Below are 23,322 nucleotides of genomic sequence, written 5' to 3' on the forward strand. Positions count from 1 at the left end.
TCGATCCCCGTCGACATCGCCGTATCAAGCCCGGTCGTGCGGACCGTCTCCACCAGCAGCACCGCGCCGGCCTGTGCGAACGCCCCGTCCCCGTCACCCTGGACTTCCTGCCAGCGGACAGGACCCCAGACAAGTTCCATCGTTGCAGGTCAGAAGCGTTCACCGTTGTTTGATCAAGCGTCGGACGAGGCACGCGCGTGAGAGCGCGAGGCCAGCCCCGAGCCGCCCGCGGACCCACCGGCGGGCCCGGGCCGGGCCTGCGGGGCGGCGGCCCGGGCGGACTCCGTGGCGTACGGCGTCACTCCGGTCTCCTACGATGACCGTCATGAACTCTGGGGGGCCGGACACACGGCTCATCGACGGCCGCTTCGAACTGCTGCAACGCCTGGGCGGCGGTGGCATGGGCCTGGTCTGGCGGGCCCGCGACAACGCCCTGCACCGCGAGGTGGCGCTGAAGGAGGTCCGGGCCCTCGACCCGGCGATGGAGGCCGCCGACCCCACCGCCGCGCGCGAGACGCGCGAGCGGGTCCTGCGCGAGGCCCGGGCCCTGGCCCGCCTCCAGCACCCGAACGTCGCGGTCATCCACCACATCGTGGACAGCGTCGAGCACCCCCACCCCTGGCTGGTGATGGAGCTGATCAGCGGCGGCAGCCTGGCCGACCGGCTGGCCCGCGGCCCGCTCGGCGTCCCCGAGGCCGCCAGGACGGGACGCGGGGTGCTCGCCGCACTGCGCGCCGCGCACGCGGCCGGCATCCTGCACCGGGACGTCAAGCCGGCGAACGTCCTGCTCCGTCCGGACGGCACCCCGGTGCTCACCGACTTCGGCATCGCCGCGATGCACGACGCCACCGCCCTCACCGCGACCGGCGCGCTGATCGGCTCGCCGGAGTACATCGCCCCCGAGCGGATCCGGGGCGAGGAGGGCAACCCGGCCTCCGACCTCTGGTCGCTCGCCATGCTGCTCTACGTCGCCGTCGAGGGCCACCATCCGCTCCGCAGGTCGACCTCGCTCGCGACCCTGGCCGCCGTGCTGGACGAGCCGCTGCCGCCGCCGGTGCGCTGCGGACCGCTGAGCGGGCTGCTCTCCGCCATGCTCGCCAGGAATCCGGCGCAGCGGCCGGACGCCGACACCGTCGACCGGTACCTCGCCGCCGCCGAGACCGGTGCACCGGGCCCGACCACCCCGGCCCCGGGTACGCCGGTGTTCGGCGGCGTCGCTCCCGGCACGCCGGTGCCCGGTCCGACCGGTCCGACCGGCCACCCGGCCGAAGGTCCGCAGTACTTCACCGGTCCGCTCGGCCGGCCTCACGCCCGACCGGGGGACGACTTCGCCGGCCACCCGTACGACACCGCGCCGGGCAACGGCGGGCCGGCCGTCGGCGCCGCCTTCGACACGGGCTCGAACACCGGTCGTCCGTACGCCGGCGGCCTGCACCCCATCGGCGTGCACCCCGCCGGCGCGCACCCCGCCGGACCGTACGCCGTCGACCCGTACGCCGGCGGACCGTACGCGGGCGGCCCCTACGCCGGCGGACCGTACGAGATCCGGCCCGACGGCCCGACCGGACCGGCGCACCAGCCCCCGGCGCCGGGGCGGCGGCGCGGCACGCTGGTGACCATCTGCGTCGTCGCGGTCTGCCTGACCGGCCTCCTCTCCTGGAAGCTGCTCCCGGCCGGCGACAACAAGCACGTGGCCGGGCCCCGCAGCTCCACCTCACCGAGCGTCGCGGGCAGCACCCCGGCGCCGGCCGGGTCGGGCGGCACGGCCGAACCCGCCGCGTCCAAGCCCGCCACCGGTCAGCCCGCGGCCCCGCCCGCCGACAAGAAGAGCCTGCTCACCCCGGACGGCGTGCGGACGACCATCGACGCCATCCGTCCGCTGATGTCGGGCACCAAGATCAAGCAGCTCGTCGTCTACCCCGAGTACGCGATCGCCGAGGCCCCGACCGCGGCCGATCCCGCCGTCTACGACCGGATCACCTACCGCAACGGCAAGGCGACCAGCACGCCCGGGACCGCACTGACACCGCGTGACAAGCTGGTCGACCTCCAGGTCTACAACTGGGACCTGCTGCCGGACCTGATCAAGAAGGCCGAGCAGTCGCTCAACGTCCCCGACCCGACCAGTCGTTACCTGATCATCGGACCGGACATCCTCCAGGAGACACCGACCATCTCGGTCTACCTCTCCGGGGCCTACGGCGGCGGCTACCTGGCCGCCGACGTCAAGGGCTCGGTGTTCAGGACGGTGCCGCGCGGCGCCTGACCCCGCCGGACGCGGCCCCGTCGCCCGTTCCCGCCCAACCCCGCGCCGGGCGTCGGCACTTGTGACGATCGATCGCCCGCACCGGGCCGGAGGTCGCGAAGCATCCTTGCAGAGCGCTGATCTGACGGCCCGTCGGTCGCGACCGACGGGGCCGGGCGAGGCGGCAGTGGCCCCGGGCCGACCCGACCCGGCGGGTTCCCGGGTGCGCCGGGCCGGCCCGGGGGCGGCGGGATCGGGGACGGCCGTGGCGCCGGTCGGCCCGCCGACCCGGTCGGCCGCGCAAGGGAGTTGACTGTCGGTGACCATCCCCGGTGAACGGTGCGGGCCTCGAAGTGCTCCGACCGCGCCGTCGACGGAGTTCCTCGCGGTGGCACGACAGGCCTGCGGCGGGCCGGTGACGCACACGGCGACGATGCCCCCAGAGGCCTGACGGCGGCCCGCCCTCCGGGGATGAATCAGACGAACATCGCCAAATATGAGATTCCTCGTAAACCAGCCCATCCGGTCGCGGTGGCGGCTCCGAACCCGGGGCAAGAGAGACCAGCAACCACTGGGTGCCCGGCCACCGGGAGAAGCAGTGGCACAAGGGCTACTGGGAGTGCCACTGAACCACCCCGCACCACCGACCACGCTTGACGCCGAACACCGACCGGGCCCGCCACCAGGGGCCGGCCACGGTGCACCACCGAGCAGGAGGTCCTGGGCTCCGCCACCGGCAGAGCCCGGGACCGGCCACCGTCCGAGCACCCGGAGGGGTCCGGGCCGCCACCCGGTCCGGCGCCGGCGGCCCGCCGCAGCGGGGCCGGGCGGGGACGAACACGAGAGAAGGCCGAGGACCATGCCCGCCACGGCGATCGCCCACCCCCGAGAGGACCACTCCACCGGTCACGCGGTGACCGGCCCGACCGCCGGCACCGAGCACTGGCGGGCCACGTTCACGGCCGCCCCCGACGGCGTCCACGGGCTGCGCGCGGCCGTCCGGGCCTACTTCGACCGCGTGCGCCCCGACCGACCGCAGGACCGGGACGACCTGCTGCTGGTGGTCAGCGAACTCGTCACCAACGCCGTACGACACGCGGGCGGGCCCGGCACGCTGGACCTGGCCGTGCTTCAGGACGCGGTGGACATCGCGGTGTCCGACCCGAGCCGCAGCCTTCCGCTGCCCCGACTGCCCGACCCCGGCGCCGGCACCGGCGGCCTGGGGCTGCACCTGGTGGCGGCCCTCTGCGGCCCCGTCCAGGTGACCCTGGACCCGGGAAGCGGCAAGACCGTCCACGCCCGCCTCCCGCAGCGCCGCCCCGAGGCGCCCGCCGCCACGCTCCCTGAGCCCCCCGCTGCCGCCCACCCCGCTGTCGGGATCGCACAGCGCACCCGGAACCGGTGAATCACCAGCGGCCCCACCGCGATGCTCCGCCCGGCACGACCGCGCCGTCGCCGGCGCCGGGCCGGGTGGTCAGGGCGTCGGCCGGGCGGTCAGAGCGTCGGCCGGGCAAGAGGTGGAACCGCCCGGAGCGCCCAGCTCGTCTCTCCGTACACAGACTTCTGGCCGCACCACCGGACCGACAGACGGACCGGGGCCCGACCGGCCGGAGTCCCGGCCACGGGGGGACGGAGGTGAACCCCCGGATGAGAGCCTTCCAGGGCATCGCGACACGCTGGCGCTCACTCCCCCGGGCCCGCCGGTTGGGCGCTGTCGTACTCGGCGCGACCGCCGTCCTGCTCGCGGTGCTGCTCGTGCTCGTCACCGGCCGCTCGCCGCTGCCGGTGGACGCCGGACCGCCCGCCGCACCCGCGGCGCCACCCGGCGCCCCCACCACGCCCGGGAGCCCCGGAACATCCGGCGCGCAGGGGGTGTCCCCCCTCACCGGACTCCCCGGCGAGGCGGGCCGGATCACCGCCGTGAAGATCGACAACATCGTGGACGCCAGGCCGCAGACCGGCCTGGACTCGGCCGACGTGGTCTACGCGATCGAGGTGGAGGGCGGCATCTCGCGACTCCTGGCGGTCTACGACTCGAACCGCCTGCCGCCCGGCGACACCATCGGCCCGGTCCGCAGCGCCCGCGAGAGCGATCTCGAACTCCTCGAACAGTACGGGCGGGTGAACTTCGTCTACTCGGGCGCGCAGAGCCGGTTCCTCCCGGTCCTCGGCGCAGCGGACGTTCTCAACGTCTCACCGCTGCAGCACGGCGGCGCCTTCTTCCGCTCCCCGTCCAGAGCGGCGCCGCACAACGAGTACGTGGTGCCCTCGGACGTCCTGCGGGCCTCCCCCGACGCGGCCCAGGCCCGCGACATCGGCTTCCGGTTCGGTGCGGCGCCGGCGGGCGGGACGCCCGCGGACGGCTTCACCGCCCGGATGCCCGCGGCCTCGTTCACCTTCAACTGGTCCGCCGCCGACCAGAGGTACCTGGTGTCGATGGACGGGAAACCCGCCCGCACGAGCGAGGGCGGACGGCTGGGGGCAGCGACCGTCGTCGTCCAACGGGTGGACGAACGGACCTCGCCGCTCGGGCTGCGGGACTCCGCGGGCAACCCCGTGCCCTTCGCGCCGACCGTAGGCGACGGCGAGGCGGTCGTGCTCCGCGACGGCCGGGCCTACCAGGGCACCTGGTCCCGCCCCCGGGCGGACTCCGGCACCACGTTCTCGTACGCGGGCGCGCCGATGACCTTCCGTCCGGGCCCGGTCTGGGTGGTGCTGGAGCCTCGCTGAACACCGCGGCCGCGCCGCACCGCCCGCCGCCCGGGCGGTGCGGTCCGGTCCGGACGGGAGTCAGCCGATGTAACCGAGCGCACCGAGGGCGGCGACGCCGCCCACGCCCATGAAGACCGGCATCAGCACCTTCATCTCCACCCAGCTGCCGGCCCGGAAGCGCATGCCCTTGGGCGGCCCGATCGGGTACCAGCGCCTGCGCCCGATCGGGATCGGCCACAGCACCGGGCAACCGGAGACGGTGAGCGCGTCACCGATGCAGTGCACCAGCGCGCCCAGCACGATCGGCAGGCCGATCCACAGGTACTGCCGACCGGGCTCGGCGAACAGCCAGTCCGAGCCGTTGCCGGGCTTGTCGAGGGTCTCGGCGAGCATCCAGGCGCTGGCCGCCCCGAGCAGCCAGACCAGGACGTCACTGGACGCCCGCGCGTGCCGCCACAGCAGGCCCTCGATGGCCAGCACCATGTGGACGAACAGCACCGCCAGGACGCCCCAGCGGCCGCCGTACACGGCGACGGCCGCCGCGCCGGCCCCGCAGAGCACCGCCCAGACCCAGGTGTGGGTCAGGGTGCGGTGCCCGCCGTTGCGCCGCGGGTCGCCCTTCATCCGGGTCGACTTGTAGGCCGCGTACGACAGTTTGTCGACGACCTCGCACACCGTCCGCGACACCGGCCCGAAGGCCCGCGATATGGTCGCCGCCTTGTGGTCGAGATCCGGTGCGAGCGCCGCCCCGGCGCAGATCAGGGCCCCCGCGACGAGCACGGGCCAGGGCATCGGATGGTCCAGTGCGGCCGAGGCCGCCCCTGCCATCAGCCAGGCCGCTGCACCCGACAGTGCATGCGCCGGTCCCATCATGGCGATCTCCACCCCTCAGTAGGTCGCAGGGCCGATCGGCACCTGACGGTGCGGCAGCCTATCCCTCCGTGATCACCGTCGGCACACGCCCCCGACCTGCGGGCCCGCGGCCCGCGCCGCGCCGTCCCGAAGAGGGGCGGTCGGGGGGCGGCCGGGGGCGGTCGGGGGCGCGACCTGCCGCGACGTGCCGACCGGCAGCGACCGGGCGGCGACGCACCGTCAGCGGGCGGCGGGTGCGGGCGCGCGTTCGGGTGCGGGTGCGGGTGTCGCCGGGAGGACGTGCTCGCCGGCCTTGTCGGTGCTCAGGCAGAGCGAGCAGACCACGGCGTCGTGGGCGGCGCAGGCCGCGAGGTCCGGGCGTTCGAACTCCTGCCCGCAGACGTGGCAGGCGAAGGTGGCCGCGCTGGGGTTGCCGTCCGGGTCGAGGTACGGGGCGTCGATCCCGTCGGAGGTGCGCCGCAGGTAGTAGCGGCCCCTGGTCACGGCGGCGGTGAGCGGGGTGAGGACGAAGGCGATCAGCGCCGCCGCCACCGGGGAGTACGGCTGGAGCGTGTCACCCAGCGCGTGGAAGTACAGGGCGATCGAGAGTCCGGACGCGGCGACGAAGGAGACGAGTCCCACCGGGTTCACCGGGTAGAGCATGCCCCGGCGGAACTCCGGTGCCTGCGGGGAGAGTTTCAGCAGGTACTTGTTGACCATGATGTCGGTGGCGACGGTGACGATCCAGGCGATGGCGCAGTTGGAGTAGAAGCCCAGGACGCTGTTGAGGAAGCTGAACATGTCGGCCTCCATCAGAACCAGCGCGAAGCCCAGGTTGACCAGGACGAACACCATCCGGCCCGGGTAGTGCCGGGTGGCCCGGGTGTAGGAGTTGGTCCACGCCAGCGAGCCCGAGTAGGCGTTGGTCACGTTGATCTTGATCTGGCTGATCACCACCAGCGCGACGGCCAGCGGGACGACCGCCCAGGACGGCATCATCACCTCGAAGGCGCCGGTGAACTGCCGGATCGGCTCGGTCGCCGCCGCGGGACCGGCTTCGGCCAGGATGTAGACGGCCAGGAACGCCCCGATCACCTGCTTCAGCGCGCCCAGGACCACCCAGCCGGGCCCGGCCGTCACCACGGCCGTCCACCAGGCACGGCGGTTGGCGTCCGTCCTGGGCGGCATGAAGCGCAGGTAGTCGATCTGCTCCCCGATCTGCGCGATCAGGGACAGGCAGACACCGGCACCCAGCAGCACCGGCCCGGCGCCCAGGCCACCGCCGCCCGACGTCCCGCCGTAGGACAGGAAGCGGTCCACCGTGCCGGGATCCCGGGCGACCAGGTAGGCCAGCGGCGCGACCATGAGCAGCAGCCAGACCGGTGTCGTCCAGACCTGCAGCTTGCTGAGCGCCTTCATGCCGTAGGCCACGAGCGGGATCACCATCAGCGTGGAGACCAGGTAGCCCAGCCACAGCGGCAGCCCGAGACCGAGCTTCAGCCCCTGCGCCATGATCGAGCCTTCGAGGGCGAAGAAGATGAAGGTGAAGCTGGCGAAGATCACGCTGGTCAGGACCGAGCCGTAGTAGCCGAAGCCGGAGCCCCGGGTGATCAGGTCCAGGTCGATGTTGTAGCGGGCTCCGTAGTAGGCGAGCGGGAAGCCGGTGACGAAGATGACCGCGGCCGCCAGCAGGATGGCGGCCAGCGCGTTCCCGGTGCCGTGGGCGAGCCCGATCCCCGCGCCGATGGAGAAGTCGGCCATGTACGCGATGCCGCCGAGCGCGGTGGTGGCCACCACCATGGGCGTCCAGCGGCGGTAGCTGCGCGGCGCGAACCGCAGGGTGTAGTCCTCCAGGGTCTCGTCGGCCGCCCGGCCGGCGGCCGGGTCGGGGGCTGCCGTCGGGACGGAGACAGCCGGGTCGGGGGCTGCCGGGACGGAGACCGCCGGGTCGGAGACTGCTGCCGGGACGTCGCTCCCGCCCCGGCCGCCGGTCGGTGAGGAGCTCGGGACCGGGGCCGCCCGGGTGGGTTCCTGACCGCCGGTCGGGGCGGTCGGTCGCGGCTCGGTGCGCATGCCTGGCCTCCTGGGGTGCCGTCGGATGTGCTGCTGCGGCGGGGGCGGGACCGGGCCGGCCCGCGTCCGCGGACCCGTGGGCCCGTGTGCGGGAACGGTAGGCAGTGGGTGTTTCCGGCCGGGCCCGCGGGCGTGAAGCGGAGGTTTCCGGTGGCCCCACCCGCACGACCACGGCCCGGGCCCACCGTCCGGACTCTGCCTCCACAGTATTTTGAACACGTTCATATTTGGGCTACGATCGCCCCACTCACCGAGGGGGAGCCCGATGAAGATAGTGATACCCGGAGGAACCGGGCAGGTCGGCGCGATCCTGGACCGCGCCCTGACCGGCGCCGGCCACCAAGTCGTCATCCTGACCAGGCGGCCCGCAGACGCCCGCCAGGTCGGCTGGGACGGCAGGACCCTGGGGCGCTGGGCCGAGCAGGTGGACGGCTGCGACCTCGTGGTCAACCTCGCCGGGCGCAGCGTCAACTGCCGCTACACCCCGGCCAACCTGCGGGAGATGACGGACTCCCGGGTGCACTCCACCCGGATCGTGGGCGAGGCGATCGCGAGCGCCGCCGCCCCTCCCCCAGTGTGGCTGCAGATGAGCACGGCCACCGTCTACGCGCACCGCTTCGACGCGCCCAACGACGAGGCGACCGGCGTGATCGGCGGCGACGAGCCGGGCGTTCCGGACTACTGGGCGAACAGCGTCGACATCGCCAAGGCCTGGGAGCTGGCCCAGCAGCAGGCCGACACGCCGCGGACCCGCAAGGTCGCCCTGCGTACCGGCATGGTGATGAGCCCGGACGCCGGCGGCGCGTTCGACGCCCTGCTGCGGCTGGCCAGGCTCGGCGTGGGCGGACCGCTGGCGGGCGGCGGCCAGTACATGTCGTGGATCCACGAGCGCGACCTCGTCCGCGCCGTCGAGTTCCTCGCCGCCCGGGAGGACATCAGCGGTCCGGTCAACCTCACCGCGCCGGCGCCGCTGCCGCAGCGCGAGTTCATGCGGGCGATCCGCACCGCCTGGGGCGTTCCGGTCGGGCTGCCGGCGACGCGGTGGATGGCCGAGATCGGCGCCTTCGCGCTGCGCTCCGACACCGAACTCCTGCTCAAGAGCCGTCGGGTCACGCCCGGCCGCCTGCTGGAGGCCGGCTTCGGCTTCGAGCACCCCCGATGGCCGGCCGCCGCCCGGGACCTCGTCCGACAGGTGCGCGCCGCCCGGCGCAGCCCGACAGCCTGACGGCACGACCGAAGCGACGGCAGGACCGCACGACGACATGAAGGCCCGACGACACGACGGCCAACGGTCGACGATCGACAGTTGACAGAAATTCTCACAACCAGGTGACCGGCGGGTAACTCAGCTCTACGCTCAAGGCCATGGACCTTGTACACGAGCGCCGGGGCGACGGCCCGCCGCTGCTACTCCTGCACGGCATCGGGCACCGCCATCAGGGATGGAAGCCCGTGCTCGACCTGCTGGCCCGCGAGCGGGAGGTGATCGCCGTCGACCTGCCCGGCTTCGGCGCCTCCCCGCCGCTGCCGGCCGGCCTGCCCTACACCGTCGACAGCGCCATGACGGTGCTCGGCGACTTCCTGGCGTCCATCGGCGTCGTGCGGCCGCACGTGGCGGGGAACTCGCTCGGCGGCCTGTTCACCCTGCACGCCGCCCGGCACGGTCTGGCCTCCTCGGCCACCGCCCTCTCACCCGCCGGATTCTTCCAGCGGCCCGGGTTCCTGTACGCCTCGGGCATGCTCAACCTGCACCGGCTCGCCGCCCGGACGCCGGAGACCCTGCGGGCCCGGCTGGCCGAGCACCCCCGGGGCCGCAAGGCCATGTTCGGCATGATCTACGGCCGCCCCGAGCACCTCGACCCGCGCGAACTCATGCTGGACACCAGGGCGCTGCTGGACGCGCCGGGCTTTCGGCAGACCCTGCACGCGGGCGGCGGCGAACTGGCCTCGCGGTTCCCCGCCGACCTGCCGTCCGACGTCCCGGTGACCATCGCCTGGGGCACCCGTGACCGGCTGCTGCCCAACGGTCAGGGCCGCCGGGCCCGCCTGCTGCTGCCCGCCGCGCGCTTCGTCCCCCTGGTGGACTGCGGACACGTCCCGATGGGCGACAACCCGGAGCTGGTGGCCCGGGTCCTGCTGGAGGGGAGCGCCTCACCGCTGCTCGCACCCCTGGACCCGGCCGGCCGGGAGAGCTGAGACGGCGCCGCCCCCGCCCGCCTTCCTTCGGCGGGCGGGGGCGGGGCTGCCGCAGGGCGGGAGCGGGCCGGGCGGGGCGGGAGCGGGCCGGGCGCGAGCGGGCCGGCGCAGCGTCAGCCTGCGACGCCCGCCAGCGCCTCCCGATCCTGCGGGGCGTCCCAGTCGGGCAGCGTCGCCCCGGGGGCGGTGAAGGTGGCGAAGTCCGTGGTGGCGGCGAAGGCCGGCAGGCGGTGGAGGTCCCGGGCGTAGGCCCACAGGTGCGGGAACTCCTCCAGCCCGGGGCTGACGGCGCGGGTGGCGTTGACCGACACGTCGTACCGGGCCAGCGTCACCCAGAGCCGCACGTCCGCCTCGGTGAGGCGGTCGCCCAGCAGGTAGCGACGCTTCTCCAACCGCGCGTCGAGCTCCGTGAAGGCCGCCAGCAGGGCGGCGCGGGCCTCGACCGCGGCGGGACCGTCACCGGCGGCGGCGCTCACCCCCCGGTTGACCGCCGTGCCCAGCCAGGCGTCGAGCTCCTCGATCTCCGGCCGCAGCTCCTCCGGGTAGAGGTTCGCACCGTTGCTCCAGCCACCGAACTCGGTGGCGAGGTCGACGCCGATGCCGGCGAAGTCGTTGCTGACGATCCGGCCGGTCTTCCGGTCCCAGAGCGTCGGCACCGATATGTGCCCGTCGAAGCCGGGTTCGGTCGCCTCGTAGGCCTCGCGCAGCAGGGTGAACCCGTTCACCGGGTCCGGCCCGTGGGTCTCCCGGAACGCCCAGCCGCGACCGTCCCGGACGCCGTCGACGTACGAGACCGAGATCACCTCCTGCAGCCCGTTGAGCTCCCGCTGGATGGTGACGCGCTGCGCCCAGGGGCAGAACCAGCCCGCGTACAGGTGGTAGCGGCCGGGCTCGGCGGGGAACCCGCTGCTCCCGTCCGCGGTGATCCGCCCGGTGAAGCGGTAGAGCGGCCGCTCGTCACCGGGGGCACGGTTGATCCGGTACTCGCCGTGCGCGGCGGTGTCGACGGGGCTGGCGAACTGCGGGATCCGGCTCATGCCAGACGTCCTTCCTGTGGGTGAACTGCCTGTGGTCGGTCGGGGTGGGAACGGCTGCCGGGTCCGGGCGGGCCCGCCGTCCGCGTGGCGGGCCGGCCCGGGCCCCGGCGGCGGGGTCACTCGCGGGGCGACCCGCCGGGGGCTCTGACGGCGAGGAAGTTGGTCTCGCGGCGCAGCCGGAACCCCAGGGACTCGTACAGCCGGATGGCGTTGGTGTTGTTCGCCGCGGCGTGCAGGAAGGGCGTCTCCCCGCGCTCGCGGATGCCGTGCGCGACGGCGTGGACGAGCCGGGTCGCCAGCCCCTGCCCGCGGTACTCCTCGGCCGTGCAGACCGCGCTGATCTCGGTCCAGCCCGGCGGGTGGAGGCGCTCGCCCGCCATCGCGACCAGCACGCCGCCGCGCCGGATGCCGAGGTAGCTGCCGAGCTCGATCGTGCGCGGCAGGAAGGGGCCGGGCTGGGCGCGCGCGACCAGGTCCAGCATCTCCGGTACGTCGGCCCGGCCGAGCGGGACGGCCTCGTGGTCCGGCGCGGCGGCGACCCCGTCGTCCACCAGCTGGACGCCGGAGCCGTTCATCACGACCTCCCAGTGCGGCGGCGGCGTCCGCCGATCCCCCGTCACCACCGCGGCGGCTCCCGGCTCCAGCAGGTCGGCCAGGTCCTGCCAGTGCGCCTCGTCGGCCTGGTCCGGGAGGGCGACGAACGGCGAGACGTCGGCCGGGTAGCGCAGCACGTCGCCGCGCCGTTCGGCGAGCCGGGCGTGCGGCCCGAGCAGGGCGGCCAGGACGGCGTTGTCCAGCGGGTGGCCGCCGGCGATCCCCGCCGGGGAGGGCGCCGACGGTCCTTCGTCGGCGATGAGCGTGTCGGAGATGGGCATGCGGATTCGTTCCTCGTTCTGTTGCGGGTCGCCGGCTCCGGCGCGGCGGCGCGGCGGCCGTCGGGCACCCCGGCCCTCGGAAGGACGGCGGGGAACCGGACTGCGCTGCGACGGTCGGTTCGGCGGTGACGGCTCGGTGGTGACGGCTCGGTGGTGACGGGTTGAGTGGTCGGTGAGTCGGCGCTGGACGGGTCGACCCCGGGCGCCGCGGGTACGGGTGACGGAGCTCCTCGGCGGCACGCCGGGCGGCCCGGACGGTCGGGGTGCCCGTGACGCGTCCGCTCGTGGGGCAGGCAGGCCCGGGTACGGACGCGACCGTGCTGGCTAGCGGATCTCTCCGGGCAGGGCGTGACGGATCGTCACGGGCGACAGAGGCCGGTCGGTGAGCCGACGCCGTCGATCCAGCGGCGGCACACGAGGGTCGTCCCCCCGCTCAGGCGGCGGGATCGCGCGCTCGGGCGGCAGGTCACGGCGCGGGTGAGCGACGGACGCCCCAGGGACGTCCGCTCGGAACGCAGTTCACGAGTTCGCATGACCGACCTGTCTCAGCTGCCGCTACGACGGTTACCACCGTACATCCCGCGACCGGCCCCGTGGGCACGGTCCACCGGATCCGTACCCCGACGGCCCGGTCCGCGCCGGGTGCCGGCGTTCGAGGGCGGGCGTTCGAAGGCCGCTGTTCGAGGCCGGCCCCCGGGCGGTCGAACACCGCCGCCCCGCGCTCACCGGAACGGGTGGGACACCGACGATGGAGTTCCGCCCGGCCCGGCGCCGTGCCTACGGTGGCGGTGCCCCCATCCACACTCCGGTGCGAGGACGACTCAGATGTCCGTTCAGTCCGACCAGTCCCCCGACCGCTCGCGCGCCGCGACACCCGCCACAGCACCCGCCGCAACACCCGAGCCGCCGGGCCTCAGCGACCGGCAGCCGGCGGTGCCCGCGGCCCGCGCGGCCTCGGCGGGGCCGTACCGCACCGCGGTCGGCCTGCACCTCGTCCTGCTGGACAGCGGGCTGGTGCTGCTCGGCCGGCGCCGGAACTCCTCGTTCGCCGACGGGTGGTGGCATCTGCCGGCCGGTCACCTCGAATCGGGCGAGAGCGTCGCCGAGGGCATGGCGCGCGAGGCGCGGGAGGAGCTGGGGATCGGGATCGACCCCGCCGGACTGGAGCTCCTGCACGTGCTGCACGACCTGGACGAAGGCGAGAACGAGGGGCGGCTCCAGCTGTTCTTCCGGACGCCCGCCTACACCGGTCGGGTGGAGAACCGCGAACCGGAGAAGTGCCACGAGCTGCGCTGGTGGCCGCTGGACGGCCTGCCGGAACCGGTCGTCGACTACACGGCGCGGGCCCTGCGCGAGATCGCCGTCGGGCACCGGCTGTCCGCGGCCGGATGGCCCGCGTGAGCGACCGCCCCGGTGACCCGTCGCCCCGCCCCGCCGTCGCGGGAACCGGAGCGCGAGCGGGAGAGGGGGCCGAAGCGGCGGCGAGGGCCGAAGCGGGCACGGGGGCCGAAGCAGGGGCGGGACCCGAGACCGGTGCGGGAGACGGCGCAGGGGCCCGGGCGGCGTTCGACGCCGCCGCGTACAAGGAGCGGGCCCGCAGCGGACCCTGCTTCGTCTGCGCGATGCTGGCCGGCGAGCCGGGGTTCGAGCACCGGATCGTCTACGACGACGGCACCCATGTCGCCTTCCTCGACCGCTACCCCACCCTGCTGGGGAAGCTGCTCGTCGCCCCGCGGGCGCACATCGTCGACGCCGTCCGGGGATTCGACGAGGACGCCTACCTCGCACTCCAGCTGGTCGTCCATCGGGTCGCCACCGCCCTGGCACGGGTCGTTCCGACCGAGCGCCTGTACGTACTGAGCCTGGGGAGCATGCAGGGCTACGCCCACGTCCACTGGCACGTGGCGGCCCTGCCGCCCGGCGTCCCGTACGAGCAGCAGGAGTACCACGCGCTGATGACCAGCCGGCAGGGGGTCCTCGCCGTGGGCGAGCAGGAGGCCGAGGAGATCGCGCGGGCGCTGCGCCGGGAGCTGTCCGGGCCGGGCGGCGACTGATCGCCGGGGCGGGGTCCCCGTCGTCCTGCTGCGGCGGTCTGCGCCGTCGTCCTGCGCCGGCGTTCGGCTCCGTCGTGCTGCTCCGGCGGACTGCTCCGGGGCCGCCGGCAGCCGCCGGGACCGTCAGACGAGCTGGTAGATGCTCTTGCCGACCAGCCAGAGGCCGATCAGCAGCGACAGGGTGATGATGGCTTCCTCCTGGTGCTTGGTCAGCCAGGTCCGGAGCCGCCCGAGCCGGGCCTGGGCCGCCTCGGGTGCGAACGTCGCATGCAGTTCCATCGCGAGCAGGCTGGCCGAGCAGAGGACGCAGAAGAGGAAGAGGGCCGCCCAGGTGGTGGCGTCGGAGAGGTTCGCGTCCAGAACGGTGGCCGCACCCGCGCCCACCAGGCCCCAGGGCTGCACCAGCACCGCGAGGCCCGCGGCCGTCCAGACCGAGACCTCGTGCAGCCTGGCGAGCCAGGCGGGATCGCGGTGCGGCCGGGGCGCCCGGCGCCGACGGTAGACGCCGAAGGCGATCAGCCCCACCCCGATGGCGAGCTTCACGGCCAGCGCCGCGGTGGACGGCGCGCTGTTCGCGTGTGGCGGTGAGCCGCCCGTGCAGAACAGCACCACCGCGATCACCACGACCAGGCTGGCCAGCCACGACAGGATGAACGCGAGCCCCTTGATCACGCCCCGGTGGGCGGTCAGCAACAGGATGAACGTGGTGACCGGCACGGGTTCGAGCGTGATCGCCAGCCCGATGAGGAAGAGGTCGAGAATCATCCGCCCGAGGTCACCCCCACAGTCCGCCTCCTCGTTCCGTCCGGGTCGCCGCCGCGGACCACCGCCGGTGGACGGAACGGGAGCCCCGGGGCGGCGGTGGCGCGGATCGTCCCGGCCTCCTCCTCGGGAGCCTGCGGGCCGGTCGGAGCCGCGTCAAGGCGGACACGCCCGTGCGGCCCCCTCCCCCCGCGGCCCGGTCACCCGTCGGAGGGAACGGTCGGACGGGAACGGTCGGACGGGAACGCTCGACGGACGGGCGAGGCGGGCACCGAAGGGATCCCGTCCGCCGAAGCGGGCCGAAGGGCCGAGGGCCGGGTTCAGCTCCGGGGGCTCAGCTGTCCCGGCTCAGGAGTACTGGGTGAGGTCGATGGCGTGAACCCGGATCGGATACCCGAACTCCGGGTCTTCCATCTCGCGGTCCAGTTCCATGCCGAGCTTGTCCAGGACGCTCTGCGAGGCCGCGTCCCCGACGCGGACGACGGCGAGGACCCGGTCCAGGCCCCGGTCCTCCAGGGCGAACTCCAGGGCGGCGTGCGCGGCCTCCGAGGCGTACCCCTGGCCCCAGTACGCGCGACCGAGGCGCCAGCTGACGGCCACCTCCCCCAGGAAGTCGGGCACCGTGAGGCCGACGCACCCGGCGAGCTCGCCGGAGGCCAGCAGCTCCACGGCGAAGAGGCCGAAACCCTCCTCGTCCCACTCCTCCTCCCAGCGCTCGATCGCCTCGGCCGTCTGCTCCAGGTCGAGCACGGTGCCGTCGCCGATCAAGCGCATGACCACCGGGTCCGCGTTGATCTCCGCCATCGGTACGAGGTCGTCGTCGGTCCAGCGGCGGAGGACGAGCCGGGGGGTGTGAATCTCGGTCATGGCCCCATCCTGTCGACTGCGGGGCCGATTCGGTAATCGCGGCCTCCGGCGCGACGGCGGGCCGTCGCCGGGCCGATGCCGCCACCGCGGTGATCCGGTCGCCGCTGCCCGCCCGCGCCACCACCCACCCGCTCGCACTCGGCCGCTCGTACTCGGCCGGCGCCGGAACGGGCGAAGGCCCGGCTCTCCGACCGGGCCTTCGGGCTCTCCGCCCACAGCGGAGAGGCATTCACTGGGCCGTGACAGCGGCCCCTGCCGGACTTCGGGCTCTCGCCCCGGGCGTCCGGCTCGGCTCCGCCGCGGCGGAGCGACGGTGCTGCGTTCGTACGTCGTCCCGTACGAGTCGTGCGTTCCGTAGGGTTCGTGCGTCTCGTTGGTCTTGCGTCCTACGATTCCTGCGTTGTTCGTGGTTCTTCGATCGTTCTTCGTTGTTCGTGGTTCTTCGTGTCTGCTGCGTTCTTCGTGTCTGCTGCGTACCCGGTGGCCGCGCGTCCGCCCGCCGTCGGGTCGCGCTCCGCCTCGGCGGAGCCCACTGATCAGCTCCTTCCACGATCCCTCCGACGGCGGGTGCCCGCAACCGCGCCCCGCCGGAAGTAGCCGCGAACGCCCCCGTCAGTCCTTCCGGGCGGGTGTCGGGCCCGGTCGGGCGCGGCGTGGCGCGATGCCGACGTCGGATCGACAGACTGGTCCTGACTCGGGGGTCGTGACGCCGGAAGGACCTGCGTGCCCCGCCCCCTCCCCCTCAGGAGAGCGTGTGCAGATCGATCTGGCCGGCCGGACCGCGGTCGTCACCGGTTCCTCCCAGGGCATCGGCCTGGCCATCGCGACGGGTCTGGCCCGGTCCGGCGCACGGGTGGTGCTGACCGGGCGCGCCGAGGCCCGGCTGCGCCGGGCGGAGGAGCAGCTGCGCCGGGTCGTCCCCACCGCGGAGGTGACCGCCGTGGCCGGCGACCTGACCCTCGCGGAAGGGGCCGAGCAGTTGTGCGCGGCCGTCCCCCGGGCCGACGTCCTGGTCAACAGCCTCGGGATCTTCGGGCCCACGCCCGCCCTGGAGATCGACGACGCGCTCTGGCGCGAGTACTTCGACACCAACGTGCTCAGCGCCGCGCGGCTGATCCGCGCCTACCTGCCGGGGATGACGGAGCGGGGCTGGGGCCGGATCCTGAACATCGCGAGCGACTCCGCGATCGTGATCCCGACCGAGATGATCCACTACGGGATGTCCAAAACCGCCCTGCTGGCGGTCTCGCGGGGCTTCGCGAAGGAGGCGGCCGGCAGCGGGGTCACCGTCAACTCCGTCATCGCCGGCCCCACGCACACCGAGGGCATCGAGGACTTCGTGTACTCGCTGGTCGACCGGGACCTCCCCTGGGACCGGGCGCAGCGGGAGTTCATGCGGGAGTACCGCCCGCAGTCCCTGCTCGGCCGGCTGATCGAGCCCGAGGAGATCGCGAACCTCGTCGTCTACCTGAGCTCCGAGCAGGCCTCGGCGACCACCGGCGCGGCCGTCCGGGTGGACGGCGGCTACGTGGACTCCATCCTGCCGTGAGCCGCGCGGCCGGCCCGAACGAGCGACGGACCGGACCGGACCGACCGACGCGAGAAGAGGCCCGCCGCGGCCTTCCGCGGCCCGCCGGGCTCGGCCGGCGGTAGCCTGGGCCGGTGGCAGTCCAGGGGTTCTCGACCACGCAGTTCCAGCTCGTGCTGCTGCGGCGGATGGCCGACTTCAACCCGGAGCTGGTCGAGCGGGCGGTACGGCGGCTCGGGGCGACCAGGGCGGAGCTGCGGGAGGCCAACCGGCAGTGGCAGGCGATGATCCGCTCGCCCCGGTTCCCGGGTGGGGCTCGCCGCCACCCGCTGGTGCTCGGCCCGCCGGAGTCGAGCCGGCCGCTGCGCTTCGGGGATCTCACCTGCACGGCCCGGCAGTGGGCGCTGCCGCTCTGGCCCGACCTGCGCTTCGAGGTGCTGCTCGGCCCCGGGGGGCCCGCGGGCGGCGCCCCGGTGCTCAACGAGTGGCTGGTGCGCGCCGCCGGCTCGCCGCCGCCGGCGCTGCGCGGCCCGGCCGATCTCACCCCGTGGAGCTGTGTCGTCTCGGACCTGGCCGCGGCCTTCCCGTCCGCCGTTCCGCGCGAGGGCAGTGCGCCGACCCGCTGGCAGGCGGACTTCGTCGTTCCCGGTCCGACCGGCGAACCGCTGGCCTGCACGGCGGACTTCACCTGGGGGCTGCTGCAGGAGGTCCGGGTCGACAGCGCGTCGTGAGGCGCCGCGGGCGACCCGGGGGCGGACGGGCGTCGGCGGAGCGGACGGAGGGGCGTCGGCGGAGCGGGCGAGGGCGTACGGGCCTGGGCGGAGCGCCGGGGGGCGGACAGCCGGGCCGGGGTTATGTACGATGCGATCCACCGTAGTTACCTGCCAGTAACTCACCGGGACCGGCACCGACCCGCCCACCTCCGGACGAACCGGACGAAGGAGCAGCCATGCCCGCGCTCGACCGCCAGGACGACGTCTTCATCCTCGACATCGGCAACACCGAGAACCGCTTCCACCCCGACTGGATCGCTTCCGTCAACACCCTGCTCGACGAGGTCGAGCAGGCCTCGGGGCCGAAGGCGCTGGTGACCGCCGCGAGCGGGAAGTTCTTCTCCAACGGTCTCGACCTGGACTGGCTGTTCGCCCACGCCGAGCAGGCCGGTGAGTACGTCGGCGCCGTGCAGGACCTGCTGGCCCGGGTGCTGACCCTGCCCGTGGTCACCGTGGCGGCCCTGCAGGGGCACGTCTTCGCGGCCGGCGCCATGCTCTCGCTGGCCCACGACTTCCGGGTGATGCGGGGCGACCGGGGCTACTGGTGCCTGCCCGAGGCCGAGATCGAGATCCCGTTCACGGCGGGCATGTCGGCGCTGATCCAGGCCCGGCTGACCCCGCAGACCGCCCACGAGGCCATGACCACCGCCCGGCGCTACGGCGGCCACGACGCACTCGCCGCCGCCGTGGTCGACCGGACCGCGGACGAGGACGCCGTACGCCGGACCGCCGTCGAGATCGCCGCCGCCCACACGACCAAGGCCGGGCCGACCCTCGGCACCATCAAGGCCCGGATGTACGCACCGGTCCTGGACGCGCTGCGCGAGAAGGACATCGCGCTGGGCTGAGGCCACCGGCCAGCCCCCCGGGCCGGGCACCTCGGGCGCGGGCCGGCCGCGGCGCTCCGGGCCGCCGCCCGCCCGCGCCCGATCGGACCAGGACTCTGGCCAACCGCCCCGGCCCCTGATAGGACGGCGGCATGCAGCCCGAACCGGCCGACCGCGCCCCCGCCCGCTCCGCCTACGACGTGGTGATCGTGGGCGGAGGACACAACGGCCTGGTCGCCGCCGCCTACCTGGCCCGCGCCGGCCGAAGCGTGCTCCTGCTGGAGCGGCTCGACCGGACGGGCGGGGCGGCGGTCTCCACCCGGGCCTTCGCCGGCGTCCCGGCGCGACTGTCCCAGTACTCGTACCTGGTGAGCCTGCTGCCGCGGAAGATCGTCGCCGAGCTGGGCCTGGACCTCACGCTGCGCCGGCGGCGGATCTCCTCGTACACCCCGACCACCCGGGCCGGGCGGCCCACCGGGCTGCTGGTGGACGCCGGCGACGATGCCCGTACGGCCGCGGCCTTCCGCGAACTGACCGGGTCGGAGCGCGAGTTCGACGCCTGGCAGGCCTTCTACGGGATGACCCGCCAGGTGGCCGGGCGGGTGTTCCCCACCCTCACCGAGCCGCTGCCGACGCGAGCGGAACTGCGCGAGCGGGTGGCCGACCCGGCCGCCTGGGAGACGCTCTTCGAGCGCCCGATCGGCGAGGCCGTGGAGCGCAGCTTCACCGACGACCTGGTCCGCGGGGTCGTCCTCACCGACGCCCTGATCGGCACCTTCAGCCAGGCCCACGACCCCTCCCTGCGTCAGAACCGCTGCTTCCTCTACCACGTGATCGGCGGCGGCACCGGGGACTGGGACGTGCCCGTCGGCGGCATGGGCGCGCTCACCGGGGCCCTGGACACCGCGGCGCGGGCGGCCGGCGCCGAGCTCCGGACCGGCTGCGAGGTGACGGCGGTCGCCACCGACGGACGGCAGGCCGAGGTGACCTTCCGGTCCGCGGCCGGCGAGCGCACGGTCGGGGCCCGCCAGGTCCTGTGCGGTGCGGCGCCCCAGGTCCTCGCCCGGTTGCTGGGCGAGGCCCCCGCGGGCCCGGAGCCCGAGGGCGCCCAGCTGAAGGTCAACATGCTGCTGAAGCGCCTGCCCAGGCTCCGGGACACCGCGGTGGACCCGCGCGAGGCCTTCGCCGGCACCTTCCACATCGCCGAGTCCTACAGCGAGTTGGAGACGGCGTACCGGGAGGCCGCCGCCGGTCGCGTCCCGTCGGTCGCGCCGTCGGAGATCTACTGCCACTCCCTCACCGATCCGTCGATCCTCGGCCCCGAGCTGGTGGCGAAGGGCTACCAGACGCTGACCCTGTTCGGCCTGCACCTGCCCGCCCGACTGTTCACGGATGACGGTGACGCCGCCCGGGACGCGGCCCTGCGGGCCGTCCTGGCGCCACTGGACGGACACCTCGACGAGCCGCTCGCCGACTGCCTCGCGACGGACGAGCACGGGCGGCCGTGCATCGAGGTGAAGACGCCCCTCGACCTGGAACGCGAACTGGGTCTGCCCGGCGGCAACATCTTCCACCGCGACCTGCAGTTCCCGTACGGCGACCCGCAGGACCGGTGGGGAGTGGCCACCGGCCACGCCAACGTCCTGCTCTGCGGCGCCGGCGCCGTCCGGGGCGGCGGCGTCAGCGGGGTGCCCGGACACAACGCGGCGATGGCGGCGCTCGGGCGCTGACCGCCGCCGCGACAGTGACGCCGGTCGAACCGGATTATCCGGACGGTCCGTCAGGCAGCCCTGGCGCGGGGCGGATCGGCTCGGTGACGGTGTTCCCGGGCGCATCCGCGGGCGCGGCGGTTTATTGCGGTGCGCGGCCGGCACCCGACTGCCTACACTCGCCGTCGAAGCGCGTACCGCCGCCCACGTAGCGGTGCGCCCCGTGACGAGTGAGGGGAGACCGGCCGTGCGCTACCGCACCGCTGTCGTCGTCCCCCCGTCCCGGTTCGAGGTGATCCTGGTGTCCTCGTGCGCCCGGTGCCCGCTGCGCGGCCGGCACCGGCTCTCCGCGACGAACTCCTGACCCCTGCGCGCCCGTTGCCGGGCCGCCCGAACGAGCGGTGACCCGAACGGGCCGCCTCGGGCAGGGTCTCCACCGGCCCGCACGGGCCCGTTCGTCCCGGGAATCGCGCCGCCCCGTCCGCGCATCACCCCGAAAGGCCACGAGCCGTGCGCACCGACCTGCACCCTCACCCCGCCACCGCGCCGACCGCCGTCCGGAACCTGGGCATCCTCGCCCACGTCGACGCCGGCAAGACCACCGTCACCGAGCGGATCCTCTACCTCACCGGCGCCACCCACAAGCGGGGCGAGGTCCACGACGGCACGACCGTCACCGACTTCGACCCGCAGGAGCGCGACCGCGGCATCACCATCTTCGCCGCGGCCGTGAGCTGCGACTGGGACGGCCACCGGATCAACCTGATCGACACCCCGGGTCACGTCGACTTCGCCGACGAGGTGGAGCGCTCGCTGCGGGTGCTCGACGGCGCGGTCGCGGTCTTCGACGCCGTCGCGGGGGTCGAACCGCAGAGCGAGTCGGTGTGGCGTCAGGCCGACCGGCACGGCGTGCCGCGGATCGCGTTCGTGAACAAGCTCGACCGCACGGGCGCCGACCTCGACACCGCGGTCGACTCGATCCGCGAGCGGCTCCATCCCGCCCCGCTGGTCGTCCAGTTGCCGATCGGCCGGGAGGACGGCTTCACCGGAGTGGTGGACCTGCTCCGGATGCGGGCGCTCACCTGGCCGGACGGCGGCGACACCCCGGTGGAGGGCCCGGTGCCGGACCACCTCGACGAGGAGGCGCGGCGCCGCCGCCGGCTGCTCGAGGAGGCGGTCGCGGAGCTCCACCCGGCCGCGCTGGAGGAGTTCTGCGCGCACTCCGCGCTCAGCGCACCGACCCTCGTCGCGGCGCTCCGCGACCTCACCCGGACCGGCGAGGGCCTGGTGGTGCTCTGCGGCTCCGCCTACCGCAACCGCGGCATCGAACCGCTGCTGGCGGCCGTCGTCGCCTACCTGCCGTCACCGCTGGACGTGCCCGCCGTACGCGGTACCGACGGCGGCGCCGAGCAGTGGCGGCCCGCCGATCCGGCGGCGCCGTTCGCGGCACTGGTGTTCAAGGTGAACTCCACCGCCACCGGGCGGCTGACCTACCTGCGGGTCTACTCGGGCACCATCCACAAGGGAGAGGCGGTGCTGGACGTGGGCGCACGGCGCACCGAGCGGATCGGCCGGATCCTCCGGGTCCAGGCCGACCGGCACGCGGAGGTGGACCGGGCGGTCGCCGGGGACATCGTCGCGGTGGTCGGGCCGAAGGCCGCCCGCGCCGGGGCCACCCTCTGCCTGCCCTCGGCCCCGCTGCTCCTCGAACCGCCCTCGGTGGCCGAACCGGTCGTCTCGGTGGCGGTCGAGGCGCGCCGGAGCACCGAGTCCGACCGGCTGACGGCGGCGCTGGCACGACTGGTTGAGGAGGACCCGTCGCTGGCGCTGCGCAGCGATCCCGAGACCGGCCAGACGCTGCTCTCGGGGATGGGCGAGCTGCACCTGGAGGTCGCGGTGGAGAAGATCCGCCGCGCCCACGGGCTGGAGGTCGGTGTCGGCCGGCCGAAGGTCTCCTACCGGGAGACGGTCGTCCGCGGGGTGTCCGGGCTGGTGTTCCGGCACGTCAAACAGGAGGGAGGAGCAGGCCAGTTCGCCCATGTCGTGCTCGACGTGGAGCCGCTGGAGGCCCTCGCCGGGCCCGACCCCGTCGGCGGCGCCGACGGGGCGGGGCGGTTCGAGTTCCGGTCTGCCGTGGTCGGCGGACGGGTGCCGCAGGAGTACGTCCGGGCGGTGGAGGCCGGCTGCCGGGACGCCCTGGCCGAGGGCCCGCTCGGCGGTCACCGGGTGACCGGCCTCCGGGTGACGCTCACCGACGGGGCCACCCACCCGAAGGACTCCTCCGAGCTCGCGTTCCGCACGGCCGGACGGCTGGCGCTCCGCGAGGCGCTGCGGTCCGCCGTGATGGCGCTCCTGGAGCCGGTGGTCGAGGTCACGGTCACCGTGCCCGAGGACGCCGTCGGCGGGGTGCTGGGCGACCTGGCCGCCCGGCGCGGGCGGGTCTCGGGCTCGACCGCCCGGGGCGGGACGGCGGTGCTCACCGCGACCGTCCCGCTGGCCGAACTCTTCGGCTACGCCACCAGGTTGCGCAGTCGCACCCAGGGCCGGGGCACCTTCGGCACCCGGCCCACCGGATACGCGCCCGCGCCGGGCGCACCGGCGGAGCCGGCCGCCGGCCGGGCCGCCCGGTAGCACCGCCGGCGGACCCCGGGGACGGCGCCCGGGCCGGGGGACGGGCCGGCGGGAGGTCCGGCGGGAGGTCCGGGGCCGGCCCCGGTGAGGTGTGCGGCCGGGTCGGGGCGCCCCCGCCGCACCCCCCCCGCGGCCCGCCCCCCCGGCCGCCCGAGGGGCCCCCCCGCGTGCCGGAGCCGGC

18 protein-coding genes are annotated in these 23,322 nt (G+C 74.6%); 12 read left to right on the forward strand and 6 right to left on the reverse strand.

Going from position 1 to position 23,322, the window contains the following annotated elements:
- Nucleotides 1-325: 325 nt before the first annotated feature.
- The 3 genes from ACFTWP_RS34550 to ACFTWP_RS34560 all read left to right on the forward strand — a co-directional run bounded on the left by ACFTWP_RS34550 (nucleotide 326) and on the right by ACFTWP_RS34560 (nucleotide 4,975).
- The gene (locus ACFTWP_RS34550) at nucleotides 326-2,266 is read left to right on the forward strand and encodes a protein kinase (protein ID WP_380268972.1); all 1,941 of its coding nucleotides are present in this window, start codon (nucleotides 326-328) and stop codon (nucleotides 2,264-2,266) included.
- 838 nt (nucleotides 2,267-3,104) lie between these two features.
- Nucleotides 3,105-3,650 carry an ATP-binding protein gene (locus ACFTWP_RS34555; protein ID WP_380268973.1) on the forward strand — a complete coding sequence of 182 codons (546 nt, stop codon included), beginning with the start codon at nucleotides 3,105-3,107 and terminating at the stop codon, nucleotides 3,648-3,650.
- A 242-nt stretch (nucleotides 3,651-3,892) separates the two neighbouring features.
- Nucleotides 3,893-4,975, forward strand: coding sequence for a DUF3048 domain-containing protein (locus ACFTWP_RS34560; RefSeq protein WP_380268974.1), 1,083 nt, complete (start codon nucleotides 3,893-3,895; stop codon nucleotides 4,973-4,975).
- Nucleotides 4,976-5,035: 60 nt separating this feature from the next.
- On the opposite strand, the gene ACFTWP_RS34565 is transcribed toward ACFTWP_RS34560, so the two are convergent.
- Both ACFTWP_RS34565 and ACFTWP_RS34570 read right to left on the reverse strand, forming a co-directional pair.
- A complete protein-coding gene (locus ACFTWP_RS34565; protein WP_380268975.1) occupies nucleotides 5,036-5,830 on the reverse strand; it encodes a metal-dependent hydrolase in 795 nt (264 codons plus the stop codon).
- 219 nt (nucleotides 5,831-6,049) lie between these two features.
- Complete coding sequence (locus ACFTWP_RS34570; protein WP_380268976.1) at nucleotides 6,050-7,882, reverse strand: allantoin permease; 1,833 nt, start codon at nucleotides 7,880-7,882, stop codon at nucleotides 6,050-6,052.
- A gap of 265 nt (nucleotides 7,883-8,147) precedes the next feature.
- Between ACFTWP_RS34570 and ACFTWP_RS34575 the strand changes: the two genes are divergently transcribed.
- Both ACFTWP_RS34575 and ACFTWP_RS34580 read left to right on the forward strand, forming a co-directional pair.
- The gene (locus ACFTWP_RS34575) at nucleotides 8,148-9,107 is read left to right on the forward strand and encodes a TIGR01777 family oxidoreductase (protein WP_380268977.1); all 960 of its coding nucleotides are present in this window, start codon (nucleotides 8,148-8,150) and stop codon (nucleotides 9,105-9,107) included.
- 140 nt (nucleotides 9,108-9,247) lie between these two features.
- The gene (locus ACFTWP_RS34580; RefSeq protein WP_380268978.1) at nucleotides 9,248-10,078 is read left to right on the forward strand and encodes an alpha/beta fold hydrolase; all 831 of its coding nucleotides are present in this window, start codon (nucleotides 9,248-9,250) and stop codon (nucleotides 10,076-10,078) included.
- Nucleotides 10,079-10,191: 113 nt separating this feature from the next.
- On the opposite strand, the gene ACFTWP_RS34585 is transcribed toward ACFTWP_RS34580, so the two are convergent.
- Together ACFTWP_RS34585 and ACFTWP_RS34590 are read right to left on the reverse strand one after the other, a co-directional pair.
- Nucleotides 10,192-11,115 (reverse strand): glutathione S-transferase C-terminal domain-containing protein, encoded by a 924-nt coding sequence (locus ACFTWP_RS34585; RefSeq protein WP_380268979.1) that lies wholly within the window; start codon nucleotides 11,113-11,115, stop codon nucleotides 10,192-10,194.
- Nucleotides 11,116-11,231: 116 nt separating this feature from the next.
- A complete protein-coding gene (locus tag ACFTWP_RS34590) occupies nucleotides 11,232-11,990 on the reverse strand; it encodes a GNAT family N-acetyltransferase (protein WP_380268980.1) in 759 nt (252 codons plus the stop codon).
- Between the two features lie 825 nt (nucleotides 11,991-12,815).
- Here ACFTWP_RS34590 and ACFTWP_RS34595 point away from each other — a divergent pair.
- Nucleotides 12,816-13,391: an NUDIX domain-containing protein gene (locus tag ACFTWP_RS34595; RefSeq protein WP_380268981.1), complete on the forward strand. Its 576-nt coding sequence runs from the start codon at nucleotides 12,816-12,818 to the stop codon at nucleotides 13,389-13,391.
- Nucleotides 13,388-14,044: an HIT family protein gene (locus ACFTWP_RS34600; RefSeq protein ID WP_380268982.1), complete on the forward strand. Its 657-nt coding sequence runs from the start codon at nucleotides 13,388-13,390 to the stop codon at nucleotides 14,042-14,044. Before ACFTWP_RS34595 ends, ACFTWP_RS34600 begins: the two co-directional genes overlap by 4 nt.
- A gap of 123 nt (nucleotides 14,045-14,167) precedes the next feature.
- Here ACFTWP_RS34600 and ACFTWP_RS34605 read toward each other — a convergent pair whose 3' ends face one another.
- On the reverse strand, nucleotides 14,168-14,809 hold the full coding sequence (locus ACFTWP_RS34605; RefSeq protein WP_380268984.1) for a GAP family protein: 642 nt from the start codon (nucleotides 14,807-14,809) through the stop codon (nucleotides 14,168-14,170).
- A gap of 345 nt (nucleotides 14,810-15,154) precedes the next feature.
- Nucleotides 15,155-15,673, reverse strand: coding sequence for a GNAT family N-acetyltransferase (locus tag ACFTWP_RS34610; RefSeq protein WP_380268986.1), 519 nt, complete (start codon nucleotides 15,671-15,673; stop codon nucleotides 15,155-15,157).
- Nucleotides 15,674-16,427: 754 nt separating this feature from the next.
- Here ACFTWP_RS34610 and ACFTWP_RS34615 point away from each other — a divergent pair.
- The 5 genes from ACFTWP_RS34615 to fusA all read left to right on the forward strand — a co-directional run bounded on the left by ACFTWP_RS34615 (nucleotide 16,428) and on the right by fusA (nucleotide 23,141).
- Entirely contained in the window at nucleotides 16,428-17,222 is a 795-nt protein-coding gene (locus ACFTWP_RS34615; RefSeq protein ID WP_380268987.1) for an SDR family NAD(P)-dependent oxidoreductase, read from the forward strand.
- A gap of 167 nt (nucleotides 17,223-17,389) precedes the next feature.
- Entirely contained in the window at nucleotides 17,390-17,932 is a 543-nt protein-coding gene (locus ACFTWP_RS34620) for a hypothetical protein (RefSeq protein ID WP_380268994.1), read from the forward strand.
- 218 nt (nucleotides 17,933-18,150) lie between these two features.
- Nucleotides 18,151-18,822, forward strand: a complete 672-nt coding sequence (locus ACFTWP_RS34625; protein ID WP_380268988.1) for an enoyl-CoA hydratase-related protein — start codon at nucleotides 18,151-18,153, stop codon at nucleotides 18,820-18,822.
- Nucleotides 18,823-18,953: 131 nt separating this feature from the next.
- Entirely contained in the window at nucleotides 18,954-20,531 is a 1,578-nt protein-coding gene (locus ACFTWP_RS34630) for a phytoene desaturase family protein (RefSeq protein ID WP_380268989.1), read from the forward strand.
- A gap of 489 nt (nucleotides 20,532-21,020) precedes the next feature.
- A complete protein-coding gene (gene fusA, locus ACFTWP_RS34635) occupies nucleotides 21,021-23,141 on the forward strand; it encodes an elongation factor G (RefSeq protein ID WP_380268990.1) in 2,121 nt (706 codons plus the stop codon).
- The last annotated feature ends 181 nt before the right edge of the window (nucleotides 23,142-23,322 follow it).

The organism is Kitasatospora sp. NPDC057015 (genome assembly GCF_042673745.1).
GTDB lineage: Bacteria > Actinomycetota > Actinomycetes > Streptomycetales > Streptomycetaceae > Kitasatospora.